Origin of the sequence: Microbacterium sp. T2.11-28 (assembly GCF_950097975.1) — a bacterium.
Lineage (GTDB): Bacteria > Actinomycetota > Actinomycetes > Actinomycetales > Microbacteriaceae > Microbacterium.
On record NZ_CATNHF010000001.1, the window covers coordinates 406,970 to 420,987 of the forward strand.

Below are 14,018 nucleotides of genomic sequence, written 5' to 3' on the forward strand. Positions count from 1 at the left end.
TTTCGTCTCGCTTCGCCCGCTCAACGACCGGTGAGCGCGAAGCGAAAGGGTCTAGCCGCGTAGGACGCGCTCGGTGATTGACTTGCCGCCGCGGCCGATGGCGAGGAGACCGGACTGGGCCAGCTCCTTGATGCCGAACGGCTCGAGCGCGCGCAGGATCGCCTCGATCTTGCCGCGATCGCCGGTGACCTCGACCACCAGGGCATCGGTCGCGTAGTCGACGATCGACGCGCGGAAGAGGTTCACCACCTCGATCACGTTCGACCGGGTCTGATTGTCGGCGCGCACCTTGATGAGCATGTGCTCGCGCTGCACCGACGCGCTCGGGTCGAGCTCGACGATCTTGATGACGTTGATGAGCTTGTTCAGCTGCTTGGTCACCTGCTCCAGCGGCAGCTCCTCGACGTCGACGACCACCGTGATGCGGGACAGGCCCGGCACTTCGGTGACGCCCACCGCGAGCGACTCGATGTTGAAGCCGCGGCGCGCGAACAGGCCGGCGACGCGCGTGAGCAGACCCGGCTTGTTCTCCACGAGGAGACTCAGGACATGACGACTCATCTCAGGCCTCCTCGTCGAACTTCGGCGCGTGGTCGCGGGCGTACTGGATGTAGCTGTTGCTCACGCCCTGCGGGACCATCGGCCACACCATGGCGTCGGCGCTGACGACGAAGTCGATGACCACGGGGCGGTCGTTCGTCTCCAGCGCCGTGCGGATCGCGGCGTCCACGTCCTCTTCCTTCTCCACGCGCAGCGCCATGCAGCCGTAGGCCTCGGCGAGCTTGACGAAGTCGGGGATGCGGATGGTGTCGTGCCCCGTGTTGAGGTCGGTGTTGGAGTAGCGCCCGTTGTAGAACAGGGTCTGCCACTGCCGCACCATGCCCAGCGACGAGTTGTTGATGATCGCGACCTTGATCGGGATGTTGTTGATGACGCAGGTGGCGAGCTCCTGATTGGTCATCTGGAAGCAGCCGTCGCCGTCGATCGCCCACACCACCCGGTCGGGTTCGGCGACCTTCGCGCCCATCGCGGCGGGGACCGAGTAGCCCATCGTGCCGGCGCCGCCCGAGTTCAGCCAGGCGTTGGGCCGCTCGTACTTGATGAACTGCGCCGCCCACATCTGGTGCTGTCCGACCCCGGCGGCGTAGACGCCCTCCGGGCCGGTGAGCTCGCCGATGCGGGAGATCACGTACTGGGGCGACAGCAGTCCGTCGGTGGGCTGGGCGTAGCCGAGCGGGAACTCGTCGCGGAGTCCGTCGAGGAACGCCCACCAGTCCGTGATGTCGGGCCGCGCGCCGCCGGTGACCGCCTGGAACGCGGCGCCGAGGTCGACGAGCACGTCGCGCAGGTCGCCCACGATCGGGACGTCGGCGCTGCGGATCTTGGAGATCTCCGCGGGGTCGATGTCGACGTGCACCACCTTGGCGTTCGGCGCGAACAGCGCCGCCTTGCCGGTCACCCGGTCGTCGAACCGCGCGCCGAGTGACACCAGGAGGTCGGCCTCCTGCAGGGCCAGCACCGCGGGCACGGTGCCGTGCATGCCCGGCATGCCCAGGTGCTGGGCGTGGGAGTCGGGGAAGGCGCCGCGTGCCATGAGCGTCGTCACGACGGGCGCCCCGGTCGCCTCGGCCAGCGCCAGCAGCTCGGCCGACGCCTGGGAGCGGATGACGCCGCCGCCGACGTACAGCACGGGCTTGCTCGCGCCCGCCAGCAGCTGGGCTGCGGCCTGGATCTGCTTGCCGTGGGCCTTGGTCACGGGCCGGTAGCCGGGGAGGTCGATCTTCGGCGGCCAGACGAAGGGCGCTTCGGCCTGCTGCGCGTCCTTCGTGATGTCCACGAGGACCGGGCCCGGGCGCCCCGTGCCGGCGATCTCGTAGGCCGCCGCGATGGCGCCCGGGATGTCGGCGGCGTCCTTGACCAGGAACGAGTGCTTCGTGATCGGCATCGTGATGCCCACGATGTCCGCCTCCTGGAACGCGTCCGTTCCCATGAGGTTCGAGAAGACCTGTCCGGTGATGCAGACGATCGGCACGGAGTCCATGTACGCGTCGGCGATCGCCGTCACCAAGTTGGTGGCACCGGGGCCGCTCGTGGCGATCGCGACGCCCACCTTGTTCGATGCGGCGGCATAGCCCTCGGCCGCATGACCGGCGCCCTGCTCGTGGCGCACCAGCACGTGACGCAGCGCCGAGGAGTCCATGAGCGGGTCGTAGACGGGGAGGATCGCGCCGCCGGGAAGACCGAAGACGTCGGTCACCCCCAGCAGCTCGAGCGAACGGACGACGGCCTCTGCTCCCGTCAGCACGGGGGCGGAGGATCCGCGGGCGGGCGGCCGGGGAACGGCCGCAGATGTGTCGGATGACATGAGTGGACCTCGAATGGTGGAGATGACGCAGTCGGGAAGGCCTCAGCCTGTCGTCGCGCCCTCCGCAGCGGAGCGCACGAGCTTCGAGTACTTGGCCAGGACGCCACGGGTATAGCGCGGAGGAAGGGGCTCCCAGCCGTCCCGGCGGGAGCTCAGCTCAGCCTCGTCGACGAGTAGGTCGAGAGTGCGAGCCGCGATATCGACCCGTATCAGATCACCATCGCGCACGAAGGCGATGGGACCAGCGTCCACCGCTTCGGGTGCTATGTGGCCGATGCACAGGCCGGTTGTGCCGCCTGAGAATCTGCCGTCCGTCAAGAGTAGTACATCTTTTCCGAGCCCCGCGCCCTTGATGGCGGCGGTGATGGCGAGCATCTCGCGCATGCCGGGTCCGCCCTTGGGGCCCTCGTAGCGGATGACCACGACGTCGCCCGCGACGATCTCTCCGGCTTCGAGGGCGTCCATCGCGGCGCGCTCGCGCTCGAACACGCGGGCCGGGCCCTCGAACACCGCGGCGTCGAAGCCGGCCGTCTTCACGACCGCGCCCTCGGGCGCCATGGTGCCGTGGAGGATCGTGATGCCGCCCGTTGCGTGGATCGGATCGTCGAACGTGTGGATGACGGTGCCGTCGATCGGGTCGGGATCGAGTTCGGCGAGGTTCTCGGCGAGCGTCTTGCCGGTCACGGTGAGCGCGTCGCCGTGGAGCAGGCCCTCGTCGAGCATCGCCTTCATGATGACCGGGATCCCGCCGTGACGGTCGACGTCGTTCATGACGTACTTGCCGAACGGCTTCATGTCGGCCACGTGCGGCACCTTGTCGCCGATGCGGTTGAAGTCGTGGAGGCTGAGCTCGACCTCGGCCTCGCGTGCGATCGCGAGGAGGTGGAGCACGACGTTGGTGGAGCCGCCGAGGGCCATCGCCAGCGCGATCGCGTTCTCGAAGGCCTCCTTCGTGAGGATGTCGCGGGTCGTGATGCCCTGGCGGAGCAGGTTCACGACCGCCTCGCCGGAGCGGTGGGCGTAGTAGTCGCGGCGGCGGTCGGCCGACGGCGGCGCCGCCGATCCGGGCAGGCTGAGCCCGAGGGCCTCGGCGACGGAGGCCATCGTGTTCGCGGTGTACATGCCGCCGCAGGCACCCTCGCCGGGCGCGATGGCGCACTCGATCCGCTTGAGGTCGGCCTCGCTCATCTTGCCGGCCAGGCATGCCCCGACCGCCTCGAAGGAGTCGATGATGGTGACGTCCTTCTCGGTGCCGTCGGACAGCTTGACCCAGCCGGGAGCGATCGATCCGGCGTAGAGGAAGACGCTCGACAGGTCCAGCCGCGCCGAGGCCATGAGCATGCCGGGGATCGACTTGTCGCAGCCGGCCAGGAGCACCGATCCGTCGAGGCGCGAGGCCATGATCACCGTCTCGACGGAGTCGGCGATCACTTCGCGCGAGACGAGCGAGAAGTGCATGCCCTCGTGCCCCATCGAGATGCCGTCGGAGACCGAGATCGTGCCGAACTGGAGCGGGTACCCGCCGCCGGCGTGGACGCCTTCCTTGGCGCCCTGCGCGAGCCGGTCGAGGCTCAGGTTGCACGGGGTGATCTCGTTCCAGCTCGAGGCGATGCCGATCTGGGGCTTGTCCCAGTCCTCGTCGCCCATGCCGACGGCGCGCAGCATGCCGCGGGAGGTCGTCGCCTCGATGCCGTCGGTGACGACGCGGCTCCGGGGTTTGATGTCGATGGTGTTGTCGGGCGAAGGCATTCTCGAAGTCTATTCCCGCGCGGCCGCGCGTCGGCGCGCCAGTCCGAGCAGCACGGCGGCCAGTTCGGCCTCGTCGGCCACCCGCATCGTCGCAGCCGTCTCGCCCGCGCCGACGCGGATCCCGACGTCGCCCGGGCCGAGGCTGCGCAGGGCGTCCTCGTCGGTCACGTCGTCGCCCGCGAACAGGACGCCGGTCGCCTCGGTGAGCGCGCGCAGGCGCGCGACGGCGGAGTCCTTCCCCTCGTCGCGGAAGGCGTACTCGGTGATCGAATGACCGACGCGGCGACGCCAGCGCGGCGCACGGGCGGCGACCAGCGCGTCCACGCGCTCGTGCACCTCCCCGGCGCGGCCGGGATCTGCGAGGCGCGTGTGCACCCCGAACCCGAACTCCTTGCGCTCGATCCATGCGCCCTCGACCTCGCCGGCGACGTCCTCGGCGGCCGCACGGAGCTCGTCGCGCAGCGCGATGTCGGCGGCGTCGGAGTCGCGGCGGTCGGCGGCGACCGCACCGGACGGATCCCACCACTGCGCCCCGTGGGACGCCGCCAGCAGGATCGGCGACCGGTCGTCGTGCTCGGCGATCACGCGGAGGTCGTCGAGCGTGCGGCCCGAGACGAAGGCGACCGTCGTCCGCGGCGCCGCGACGAGCGCGGCGACCGCTTCGGCGGCTGCGGGGACCATGCGGGCGGTCATGGGCTCATCGACCAGCGGAGCGAGCGTCCCGTCGAAGTCGAGCGCCACCAGCAGCCGCGGCGTGAGCGCCAGCTCGTCGATGCTCACGCGCGACCCTCCCGCACGGCGCGCAGGTCGCCGAGGAACCGGGCCGACCACGCCGCCACGTCATTGTCGCGGACGCGACGTCGCAGCGCGCGCATGCGGCGACGACGCTCCTCGGCGGGCATCTCGATGGCGGTCATGACGGCGTCCTTGAGCCCTTCGATGTCGTGGGGGTTCACGCGGACCGCCTGCGTCAGCTCGTCCGCGGCGCCCGCGAACTCGCTCAGCACGAGCACGCCGCCGCCGTCGACGCGACTGGCCACGTACTCCTTCGCGACGAGGTTCATGCCGTCGCGAAGCGCCGTGACCAGCATGACGTCGGCCGCGAGGTAGAGCGCCACCATCTCCTCGCGAGGGTAGGAGTGATGGAGGTAGCGCACCGCGGTGAACCCCATGGTGTCGTGGTCGCCGTTGATGCGCCCCACCGCGAGCTCGATCTCGTCGCGCAGCTGCATGTAGGCCGCGACCCGCTCGCGGCTGGGGCTCGCCACCTGCACGAGCGTCGCGTCGCCGGCGCCGAGGCGCTCCTCGTCGAACAGCTCGCCGACCGCCTTCAGCCGGTGACGGATCCCCTTGGTGTAGTCGAGGCGGTCCACGCCGAGCAGCACGGCGCCGGGGTTGCCGAGCTCCTCTCGGATCTCCGCCGCACGCGCCTGGATCTCGGGCCTGCGGGCGAGCTCCTCGTAGGAAGCGGTGTCGATCGAGATCGGATACGCCTTGGCGACCGCGGTGCGATGTCCCCCGTCGGTGGGCACGCGGATCGATCCCGCCCGGGTCTCGTAGCCGAAACGGCGACGCACGGCGCGCGCGAAGTTCCCGGCGTCGGCGACGCGCTGGAAGCCGATGACGTCCGCGCCGAGAAGGCCGTCGAGCACCTGGGTGCGCCACGGCAGCTGCGAGAAGATCCCGTATGCGGGGAACGGAATGTGGTGGAAGTAGCCGATGACGAGGTCCGGCCGCAGCTCACGGAGCATCCGGGGCACGAGCTGCAGCTGGTAGTCGTGCACCCACACCGTCGCCCCGTCCCCCGCGGCCGCCGCGGCCGCCTCGGCGAATCGGCGATTGACCCGCACGTACGCCTCCCACCAGGCCCGGTGGTACGTGGGCGCCGCGATGACGTCGTGATAGAGCGGCCAGATGGTGTCGTTCGAGAACCCCTCGTAGTACTGGGCGATGTCCTCGGCCGACAGCGCGACCGGCACCAGGTGCACGCCGTCGAACTCGAACGGCTCGATCTCGAGACCCGGCTGCCCGGCCCAGCCCACCCACGCACCGCCGGTGCTGCGCACCACGGGCTCGAGCGCGGTCACAAGCCCGCCCGGAGACCGGCGCCACGGGTCCGCGTCGTCGTCTCCGCGATCGACGGGGAGACGGTTGGCGACGACCACGAAATCGGCAGCTGCGGACACAGGGTTCCTTTCGGGGGGCGTATAGCCAGGCTAACAACCGCCTGGCAACCCCCTGCCGGTCCTTGTCACGCCCGGTAGCGTGGTGCTATGCGCAAGTACCTGTTCGGAACCGGCATCATCTCCGCCGTCACCGGTGGCCTCACCCTGCTGCGTTCTGCGCGCGACGACGCGCCCTTCAACTGGCGCACCGCGCTGGCGTGGCTCAGCTGGGCGATCACCTTCGCCCTCGCCATCGGGACGATCGTCGACACGTACCGCGCGTCGCGCGGCGGACTCATCGCCCCGGACTCGCCGGTGGCCGGCGACGAGAAGGACCTCCTGCGGCGACGCGTGCGCGGCCGCTGAGCATCACCGCGGGAGGGCGTCGCCCGTCAGCGCGCGCAGGTGCAGCGGTCGGCGGCGGCGACGCCCGCGAGAGCCTCGTCGACGTGCAGTCCGCAGCCCTGCCACGTCGTCTTACCGCAGTTCTGGCACCGTACCGGTGAGCACACGATCTGGATTCCTCTCGTCCACGAAGGCGCGACTGCGCGTGGGACCAGGGTAACGCGACCGCGCGCCGCGAGGGCGCGCCGCGTCAGCGGACGAGGATGAGCGCCTCGCCCTGACCGCCGCCGCCGCACAGACCGACCGCCGCCGTGCCCGACCCGCGCCGGACGAGCTCGTGCACCGCGTGCACGACCAGCCGGCACCCGCTCGCGCCGATCGGGTGCCCCAGGGCGATACCGCCGCCGTCGGGATTGACCACGTCGTCCGACAGGCCCAGCTCGGCCTGGGAGCGGGCGACGACGGCGCCGAAGGCCTCGTTGATCTCGACGAGGTCGAGGTCCGCCACTCCGATGCCCTGCTTGTGCAGGGCCCGCTCGATCGCACGCGCCGGCTGCGCGTGCAGCGAGTTGTCCGGTCCCGCCACCTGTCCCGACGCCCCGATCACGGCCAGCACCGGCCAGCCGTTCTCATCGGCGTGAGCGCGATGCGTGATGACGACGGCGGCTGCGCCGTCGGAGATCTGCGACGAGTTGCCCGCGGTGATGGTCCCGTCGGCGCTGAACGCCGGTCGGAGCGCGGCCAGCGCGGCCATCGTCGTCCCCGGCCGGACTCCCTCGTCGGCGGACACGGTGAGCGGGTCGCCCCGTCGCTGCGGGACGACCACCGGCACGAGTTCGGCACGGAACCGTCCCTCGGCCTGCGCCGCCGCCGCGCGCTGGTGCGATCGCACGGCCACGGCGTCCTGCGCCTCGCGCGTCACCTCGAAGCGCGGATTGAGCCGCTCGGTCGACGCGCCCATGCTCTCGTGGTCGTAGGCGTCGGTCAGACCGTCGAACGCCATGTGGTCGAGCACCTCGACCGAGCCGTACGTCCAGCCGTCGCGCGATCCCATGAGCAGGTGCGGCGCCCGGGTCATCGACTCCATGCCGCCGGCGACCACCACCGCGGCGTCGCCCAGCGCGACCATCCTGGCCGCGTCGATGATCGCCGTCAGCCCGGACAGGCACACCTTGTTCACGGCGGAGGCGGGAACGTCCCACCCGATGCCCGCCGCGAGGGCGGCCTGACGCGCGGGGTTCTGTCCCGACCCCGCCGGCAGCACCTGGCCGAGCACGACCGCGTCCACTGCGCCGGCCGGGATGCTCCCGCGGTCGAGGGCGCCCGCGATCGCGAACCCGCCGAGCTGGGGCGCGGTGAACGAGGCGAGCTGCCCCTTGAGTCGGCCCTGCGGCGTGCGCGCGGCGGCGACGATGACGACATCGTCTCTGCTCATGAGTCGTTCTCCTCCTCGATGCGGACGATGAGCGGTGGGTCGGTGGCGGAGACGACGTCGGCGACGCTCACGCCGGGCGCTGTCTCGACGAGCACGAGTCCGTCGTCGGTGACGTCGATGACGGCGAGGTCTGTGATGATGCGGTCGACCACACCCCGCCCGGTCAGCGGCAGCGTGCAGGCCTCGACGATCTTGGGCGATCCGTCACGGGCGACGTGCTCCATCAGCACGATCACCCGTGCGGCGCCGTGGACGAGGTCCATCGCCCCGCCCGGGCCCTTCACCATCTTGCCCGGGATCATCCAGTTGGCGAGGTCTCCCCCGGCCGACACCTGCATCGCCCCGAGGATCGCGGCATCGATCTTGCCGCCCCGGATCATCCCGAAGCTGAGCGCCGAGTCGAAGAAGGACGCGCCCGGGCGCACCGTCACCGTCTCCTTCCCCGCGTTGATGAGATCGGGATCGACCTCGGACTCGGCCGGATAGGGACCCACTCCCAGGATGCCGTTCTCGGACTGGAGGACGACCGTCACCCCCTCGGGCACGTGGTTCGGCACGAGCGTGGGCAGACCGATCCCGAGGTTCACCGAAGATCCGTCGGCGAGCTCGCGAGCGGCACGGGCCGCCATCTCCTCCCGGGTGCGCGCCATGTCAGGCCCCCTCTCCCGGCCGCGGCTCGCGGACGGTGCGACGTTCGATGCGCTTCTCGATCCCCGTGCCCACGGCGACGATGCGGTGCACGTAGACCCCGGGCAGGTGCACGCGATCCGGGTCGATCGCCCCCGCGGGCAGGAGCTCCTCGACCTGCGCGACGCAGATGCGTCCGGCCATGGCGGCGAGCGGATTGAAGTTGCGCGCGGCGCGGCGGAAGACGAGATTGCCGTGCGTGTCGCCGGCGGCGGCGTGGACGAGCGCGAAGTCCGTGACGATCGCCTCCTCGAGGACGTAGTCGCGCACCTCGCCGTCCTGCTCGAAGGCGCGCACGTCCTTCGGCGGGGACGCCACCGCGACACCGCCGGCGCCGTCGTACCGGCGGGGCAGGCCGCCCTCGGCCACCTGCGTGCCGATGCCCGTCTGCGTGTAGAACCCGGCGATCCCCGAGCCCCCGGCGCGCAGCTTCTCCGCCAGGGTGCCCTGCGGGGTGAGCTCCAGCTCGAGCTCGCCGGAGAGGAACTGCCGTTCGAACTCGCGGTTCTCCCCGACGTACGACGACGTCATCCGCGCGATGCGCCGGTCGGCCAGCAGGATGCCGAGCCCCCAGTCGTCCACGCCGCAGTTGTTGCTGACGATGCGCAGGTCGCGGGTGCCCTGCCGGTGCAGCGCCTCGATCAGCACCATGGGGTTGCCGGACAGCCCGAAGCCGCCGACCGCGATCGACGCGCCGTCGGGGATGTCGGCGACCGCCTCCGCCGCCGTGGGCCAGGTCTTGTCGATCACGTGCACTCCTTCGTCCGCGCTCCCTCCATCGTCGGTCCCCGGGCGCGTCCGCGCACCCTGTTGTTTGCCATGTGGATGCGCGTCGACGTATTGTCCACATCATGGACGGCATCGACACGGAGACCTCCGGTTCGCGCGCCGCCGGCCCGACCGTGCCGGGCACGCAGTCGGTCGCCCGGGCCGCCGTCCTGCTGCGTCTGGTGACACAGGCGGGCGACGACGGCGCCACCGTCGCCGATCTGGCCCGGCGCGCGGAGCTCACCCGCCCGACGGCGCACCGGCTGCTGGCCGCGCTCGGACGCGAGGGCCTCCTCGACCAGGACGAGGTCACCGGGCGCTGGCTGCCGGGACCCGAGCTCTACCTCATGGGGACCGTCGCGGCGACGCGGTACGACATCACCGCGATCGCGCGCGACATCGTGCGCTCGCTCGCCGTCCGCACCGAGGAGAGCGCGTTCCTCTCGGTGCGCCGGGGAGACGAGACCGTCTGCCTCATCCGCGAGGAGGGCAGCTTCCCGATCCGCTCGTTCGTGCTGTCCGAGGGCGTGCGCTTCCCCCTGGGCGTCGCGAGCGCCGGGCTGGCGATCCTCGCGTTCCTGCCCTCCCACGATGTGGACGCCTACTTCGAGCGGCATCCCGATCTCGCGTCCCGCTGGGGCGCCGCCCACGGGGAGCAGCGGCTGCGCGCGCGGCTGCGCGAGACGCACAGCACGGGCTATGCGGTCAATCCGGGCCTCATCGTGGAGGGAAGCTACGGGCTGGGTGCCGCCGTGTTCACGCGGGCGGGTCACCCGCAGTGGGCGCTGAGCCTCACCGGTGTCGAGTTCCGGTTCGGACCCGAGCGGCAAGCGGAGCTCGGGCGGACGCTGCTGGCCCATGCGCACCAGCTGACCACGCGCATCGCTGCCAGCGCGCGCTGAGTCCGCGCGCCCCTAGCGCGCGGTCCACCCGCCGTCCATCGTGTAGCTCGCCCCCGTCACCATGCCGGCGCCGTCCGACGCCAGCCACGCGGCGAGCGAGGCCACCTCGCCCGGTTCGATGAGACGCTTGATCGACGATTCGGTCAGCATGATCCGCTCCACGACCTCGCCCGGCGCGATCCCGTGCACGGCCGCCTGATCCGCGATCTGCTTCTCGACCAGCGGCGTGCGCACGTAGGCAGGGTTGATGCAGTTGCTGGTCACCCCGTGGGGGCCGCCCTCGAGCGCGGTCGTCTTCGACAGGCCCTCCAGCGCGTGCTTGGCCGCCACGTAGGCCGACTTGAAGGGGCTCGCGCGCAGCCCGTGGGCGCTGGAGATGTTGATGATGCGCCCACGCCCCCGCGCGTACATCCCGGGGAGGGCGGCCCGGATGAGGAGGAACGGGGCCTCGACCATGAGCCGGTGCATGAACCGCCACCGCTCGGGATCGAACTCGTGGATGGGGGCGACGGTCTGCACCCCGGCGTTGTTCACGAGGATGTCGACGTCGAGGGAGAGGTCGTCGAGGCGGCTGGTCGCCGAGAGGTCGACGATCCATGCCTCACCGCCGATCTCGTCCGCCGCCGCGCGGGTCGTCGGCTCGTGGACGTCGGCGATCGTCACCCGTGCGCCGCGTGCGGCGAACTCCCGCGCGCAGGCCAGGCCGATGCCACTGGCACCCCCCGTGACCAGCGCATGCTGTCCCGCGAACTCCGCCTCTGCCATCCAGGCCCTCCCTCTCTCCACCCCCACGGTCGATGCCCATCGTCCGCGGTCCGGCGCACCGCGTCAATCCCATTGCATACGCACGGTATATACTTTTGGTATGCATTACTCCGATGACCTGATCCGGCTGCTCATGGGCGCCCACGCCCTCACGCGCATCGCTTCGCTGGAGACACGGAGCGAGGCGCCGTCGGCGCAGTGGCGCACGCTCGCCCTCCTGCGCGATCACGGCCCGCAGCGGCTGGGCGATCTCGCGACCCTCAGTCGCGTCACGCAGCCGGGCATGACGCGCCTCACCGCCCAGATGGTCGATGCCGGGCTGATCTCCCGATCCGCGGATCCCACCGACTCGCGCGCGAGCATCCTGTCGCTGACCGCCGCGGGGGCCGTCGCGCTCGAGGAGTGGCTGACCCTGCTCGCCGACACGCTCGCCCCGCGCTTCGCCCATCTGGACGACGACGACCTCGCCGCGCTCCGGCGCGCGGCCGACATCCTGGCCGCGGTCGCCGCGCCGGTGGAGCCGGCACGATGACGGGGGCGCGTGCCACGAGCAGCGTCTGGCGCCAGCCCGCCCAGGTGTGGGCGGTCGCGTTCGCCAGCGTGGTGGCGTTCATGGGCATCGGGCTGGTCGATCCGATCCTCCCCGCCATCGCCGAGTCGCTGGCGGCGAGTCCGGTCGAGACCGAGCTCCTCTTCACGAGCTATCTGGTCGTCACGGGCCTCGCCATGCTCGTGACGAGCTGGGTCTCGAGCCGCATCGGCGCAAAGGCGACCATGCTGGCCGGTCTCGGCCTCATCGTCGTGTTCGCGCTCCTGTGCGCCCTCTCGGGCTCGGTCGACGCCGTCATCGGCTTCCGCGCGGGATGGGGCCTCGGCAACGCGCTGTTCATCTCGACCGCGCTGGCCACGATCGTCGGCGCGGCCTCGGGCGGGAGCGCGGCGGCGATCGTGCTGTACGAGGCGGCCCTCGGGCTCGGCATCGCGATCGGGCCGCTGCTCGGCGGCTTCCTCGGCGAGATCAGCTGGCGCGGGCCCTTCTTCGGCGTCGTGGCCCTCATGGCGATCGCCTTCGTCGCGGTGCTGGTGCTCCTGCGCAGCCCGGACCGGACTCGCACGCCGATCCCCCTCGCGGCGCCGCTGCGCGCCCTGCGCGTGCCCTCGCTGGCCGTGCTGGCCGCTGCCGCCCTCTTCTACAACATCGGCTTCTTCGTGCTGCTGGCGTTCTCGCCGTTCCCGCTCGGCTTCGGTGCGATGGGCATCGGGCTGACCTTCTTCGGGTGGGGCGTCGCGCTCGCGATCACCAGCGTGTGGATCGCCCCGCTCCTGCTGCGCCGGCTCGCACGGACGACCGCCATGCTCATCGTCCTGCCCCTGCTCGCCGCCGATCTCCTGGCCGCCGCGCTGATGGTCGAGGAGCCCGCCGGCCTGGTCGTCTGCATCGTCGTGGGCGGGCTGCTGCTCGGCCTCATGAACACGATCCTCACGGAGTCGGTGATGGAGGCGACAGACCTGCCGCGCTCCGTCGCGAGCTCCGCGTACTCGGCCGTGCGCTTCCTCGGCGGCGCGGCAGCACCGCCCGTCGCGGCGCTGCTGTGGCACGCGTTCGGCGCCGCCGTGCCGTTCGTCTTCGCCGCGGCCTCGGTGCTGGTGTCGGCCGCCGTCCTCGCCCTCGGCCGGAGGGCGCTCTCCCGCATCGACGCGCGTGAGGCGGATGCCGGCGATGAGGCCGCGGCGGTCCTCGTCGGGGATGCGAGCTGACGACGTGCGCGCGGTGTGAGCGCCACGAGCAGAAGGCCCCGGTCACTGGCGAGAGTGACCGGGGCCTTCTGTGGTGCACCCCCTGGGACTCGAACCCAGAACCCACTGATTAAGAGTCAGTTGCTCTGCCGATTGAGCTAGAGGTGCAGGCTGTTCGCTGCGAGGCGAACCGAGGGTCAACGTTATCATCCCGATGCCGTCTCCCGCCAATCGAGGCGACCACCCCGCGTATCCTGGAGCACGTGACCACCCCCGCCGCCACGCCCTCCTGGAACGCGCCGTTCGACGGGGATCTCTCGGGCGATCTCGCGCTGGCGCTGCGGCTGGCCGACGCGGCGGACGCGGTGGCCATGGCGCGGTTCGACGCATCCGACCTCGAGGTCCGCACGAAGGCCGACGCGACCCACGTGACGGAGGCGGACCTCGCCACCGAGAGAGCGATCCGCACGATCCTCGCCGAAGAGCGCCCCGAGGACAGCATCCTGGGCGAGGAGTTCGGCACCGGAGGAGCCAGCGACCGCCGGTGGGTGATCGACCCGATCGACGGCACCGCCAACTACCTCAAGGGCATCCCCCTGTGGACGACGCTGATCGCCCTCGCGATCGACGGTGTGCCGCGGGTGGGCGTCGCCAGCCAGCCCGCGATCGGACGGCGCTGGTGGGCGGCAGCCGGCATGGGCGCGTGGACGAACAGCGCGTCCGGTGCGCCTCGCCGCCTGCGCGTGTCGACGGTCTCCGACGTGGGCGCCGCGAGCATCAGCTTCCAGAGCATCGGCCAGTGGGAGGGCGCGGGGCGCATAGACGCACTCCTGCGGGTGAGTCGTGCGGTCTGGCGCGACCGCGGGTACGGAGACGCCTGGCCGTACATGCTGCTCGCGGAGGGACGGCTGGAGTTCGTCGCGGAGTTCGACGTCAAGGAGTACGACATCGCCGCGCTCGTTCCCATCGTGACCGAGGCCGGCGGCCGGTTCACCGACATCGACGGCGTCGACACCATCTCGACGCGGTCGTCACTGGCCACGAACGGCGTCCTGCACGACGAGTTCCTCTCCCTCATCCACGCTGCTCGCTGAACCGGA

Annotated in this window: 14 protein-coding genes and 1 tRNA gene; 5 read left to right on the forward strand and 10 right to left on the reverse strand. The window is 71.3% G+C overall.

All coding sequences use genetic code 11. The annotated features are described in order from the left end of the window. Positions 1-51: 51 nt before the first annotated feature. From ilvN to QQZ13_RS02035, 5 genes are read right to left on the reverse strand one after another with little or no spacing between them, the layout of a single operon-like run. Entirely contained in the window at positions 52-561 is a 510-nt protein-coding gene (gene ilvN / locus QQZ13_RS02015; protein ID WP_284527454.1) for an acetolactate synthase small subunit, read from the reverse strand. A gap of 1 nt (position 562) precedes the next feature. Next, the gene (locus QQZ13_RS02020) at positions 563-2,365 is read right to left on the reverse strand and encodes an acetolactate synthase large subunit (protein WP_284527455.1); all 1,803 of its coding nucleotides are present in this window, start codon (positions 2,363-2,365) and stop codon (positions 563-565) included. A 42-nt stretch (positions 2,366-2,407) separates the two neighbouring features. Next, the gene (ilvD, locus tag QQZ13_RS02025) at positions 2,408-4,114 is read right to left on the reverse strand and encodes a dihydroxy-acid dehydratase (RefSeq protein ID WP_284527456.1); all 1,707 of its coding nucleotides are present in this window, start codon (positions 4,112-4,114) and stop codon (positions 2,408-2,410) included. A gap of 9 nt (positions 4,115-4,123) precedes the next feature. After that, complete coding sequence (otsB, locus tag QQZ13_RS02030) at positions 4,124-4,894, reverse strand: trehalose-phosphatase (RefSeq protein ID WP_284527457.1); 771 nt, start codon at positions 4,892-4,894, stop codon at positions 4,124-4,126. Beyond that, positions 4,891-6,300: a trehalose-6-phosphate synthase gene (locus QQZ13_RS02035; protein ID WP_284527458.1), complete on the reverse strand. Its 1,410-nt coding sequence runs from the start codon at positions 6,298-6,300 to the stop codon at positions 4,891-4,893. The genes otsB and QQZ13_RS02035 overlap by 4 nt, the downstream gene beginning before the upstream one ends. 87 nt (positions 6,301-6,387) lie before the next feature. Between QQZ13_RS02035 and QQZ13_RS02040 the strand changes: the two genes are divergently transcribed. After that, entirely contained in the window at positions 6,388-6,645 is a 258-nt protein-coding gene (locus tag QQZ13_RS02040; RefSeq protein ID WP_284527459.1) for a hypothetical protein, read from the forward strand. A gap of 229 nt (positions 6,646-6,874) precedes the next feature. On the opposite strand, the gene QQZ13_RS02045 is transcribed toward QQZ13_RS02040, so the two are convergent. Genes QQZ13_RS02045 through QQZ13_RS02055 form a run of 3 tightly spaced genes read right to left on the reverse strand, consistent with a single transcriptional unit; the run spans position 6,875 to position 9,496 of the window. After that, positions 6,875-8,059 carry an acetyl-CoA C-acetyltransferase gene (locus QQZ13_RS02045; protein ID WP_284527460.1) on the reverse strand — a complete coding sequence of 395 codons (1,185 nt, stop codon included), beginning with the start codon at positions 8,057-8,059 and terminating at the stop codon, positions 6,875-6,877. Then, positions 8,056-8,709 carry a CoA transferase subunit B gene (locus tag QQZ13_RS02050; RefSeq protein ID WP_284527461.1) on the reverse strand — a complete coding sequence of 218 codons (654 nt, stop codon included), beginning with the start codon at positions 8,707-8,709 and terminating at the stop codon, positions 8,056-8,058. Before QQZ13_RS02050 ends, QQZ13_RS02045 begins: the two co-directional genes overlap by 4 nt. 1 nt (position 8,710) lies before the next feature. Continuing rightward, positions 8,711-9,496, reverse strand: coding sequence for a CoA transferase subunit A (locus tag QQZ13_RS02055; RefSeq protein ID WP_284527462.1), 786 nt, complete (start codon positions 9,494-9,496; stop codon positions 8,711-8,713). Positions 9,497-9,597: 101 nt separating this feature from the next. Here QQZ13_RS02055 and QQZ13_RS02060 point away from each other — a divergent pair, with 101 nt between their 5' ends. Beyond that, positions 9,598-10,416, forward strand: coding sequence for an IclR family transcriptional regulator (locus QQZ13_RS02060; RefSeq protein WP_284527463.1), 819 nt, complete (start codon positions 9,598-9,600; stop codon positions 10,414-10,416). Between the two features lie 12 nt (positions 10,417-10,428). Here QQZ13_RS02060 and QQZ13_RS02065 read toward each other — a convergent pair whose 3' ends face one another. Continuing rightward, positions 10,429-11,181 carry a 3-hydroxybutyrate dehydrogenase gene (locus QQZ13_RS02065; protein WP_284527464.1) on the reverse strand — a complete coding sequence of 251 codons (753 nt, stop codon included), beginning with the start codon at positions 11,179-11,181 and terminating at the stop codon, positions 10,429-10,431. Between the two features lie 100 nt (positions 11,182-11,281). On the opposite strand from QQZ13_RS02065, the gene QQZ13_RS02070 reads away from it, so the two are divergent. Further along, positions 11,282-11,713, forward strand: coding sequence for a MarR family winged helix-turn-helix transcriptional regulator (locus QQZ13_RS02070; protein WP_284527465.1), 432 nt, complete (start codon positions 11,282-11,284; stop codon positions 11,711-11,713). Next, entirely contained in the window at positions 11,710-12,939 is a 1,230-nt protein-coding gene (locus tag QQZ13_RS02075) for an MFS transporter (RefSeq protein ID WP_284527466.1), read from the forward strand. The genes QQZ13_RS02070 and QQZ13_RS02075 overlap by 4 nt, the downstream gene beginning before the upstream one ends. Positions 12,940-13,010: 71 nt before the next feature. Here the strand turns inward: QQZ13_RS02075 and QQZ13_RS02080 are convergent. Then, positions 13,011-13,086, reverse strand: a tRNA-Lys gene (locus QQZ13_RS02080). Between the two features lie 95 nt (positions 13,087-13,181). On the opposite strand from QQZ13_RS02080, the gene QQZ13_RS02085 reads away from it, so the two are divergent. Further along, a complete protein-coding gene (locus tag QQZ13_RS02085) occupies positions 13,182-14,012 on the forward strand; it encodes an inositol monophosphatase family protein (protein ID WP_284527467.1) in 831 nt (276 codons plus the stop codon). Positions 14,013-14,018 lie beyond the last annotated feature (6 nt).

Bases quoted from the DNA above. Each gene is read 5' to 3' on its own strand.
- ilvN (WP_284527454.1), bottom strand. From the start codon at position 561: ATGAGTCGTCATGTCCTGAGTCTCCTCGTGGAGAACAAGCCGGGTCTG.
- QQZ13_RS02020 (WP_284527455.1), bottom strand. From the start codon at position 2,365: ATGTCATCCGACACATCTGCGGCCGTTCCCCGGCCGCCCGCCCGCGGA.
- ilvD (WP_284527456.1), bottom strand. From the start codon at position 4,114: ATGCCTTCGCCCGACAACACCATCGACATCAAACCCCGGAGCCGCGTC.
- QQZ13_RS02040 (WP_284527459.1), top strand. From the start codon at position 6,388: ATGCGCAAGTACCTGTTCGGAACCGGCATCATCTCCGCCGTCACCGGT.
- QQZ13_RS02045 (WP_284527460.1), bottom strand. From the start codon at position 8,059: ATGAGCAGAGACGATGTCGTCATCGTCGCCGCCGCGCGCACGCCGCAG.
- QQZ13_RS02050 (WP_284527461.1), bottom strand. From the start codon at position 8,709: ATGGCGCGCACCCGGGAGGAGATGGCGGCCCGTGCCGCTCGCGAGCTC.
- QQZ13_RS02060 (WP_284527463.1), top strand. From the start codon at position 9,598: ATGGACGGCATCGACACGGAGACCTCCGGTTCGCGCGCCGCCGGCCCG.
- QQZ13_RS02065 (WP_284527464.1), bottom strand. From the start codon at position 11,181: ATGGCAGAGGCGGAGTTCGCGGGACAGCATGCGCTGGTCACGGGGGGT.
- QQZ13_RS02070 (WP_284527465.1), top strand. From the start codon at position 11,282: ATGCATTACTCCGATGACCTGATCCGGCTGCTCATGGGCGCCCACGCC.
- QQZ13_RS02075 (WP_284527466.1), top strand. From the start codon at position 11,710: ATGACGGGGGCGCGTGCCACGAGCAGCGTCTGGCGCCAGCCCGCCCAG.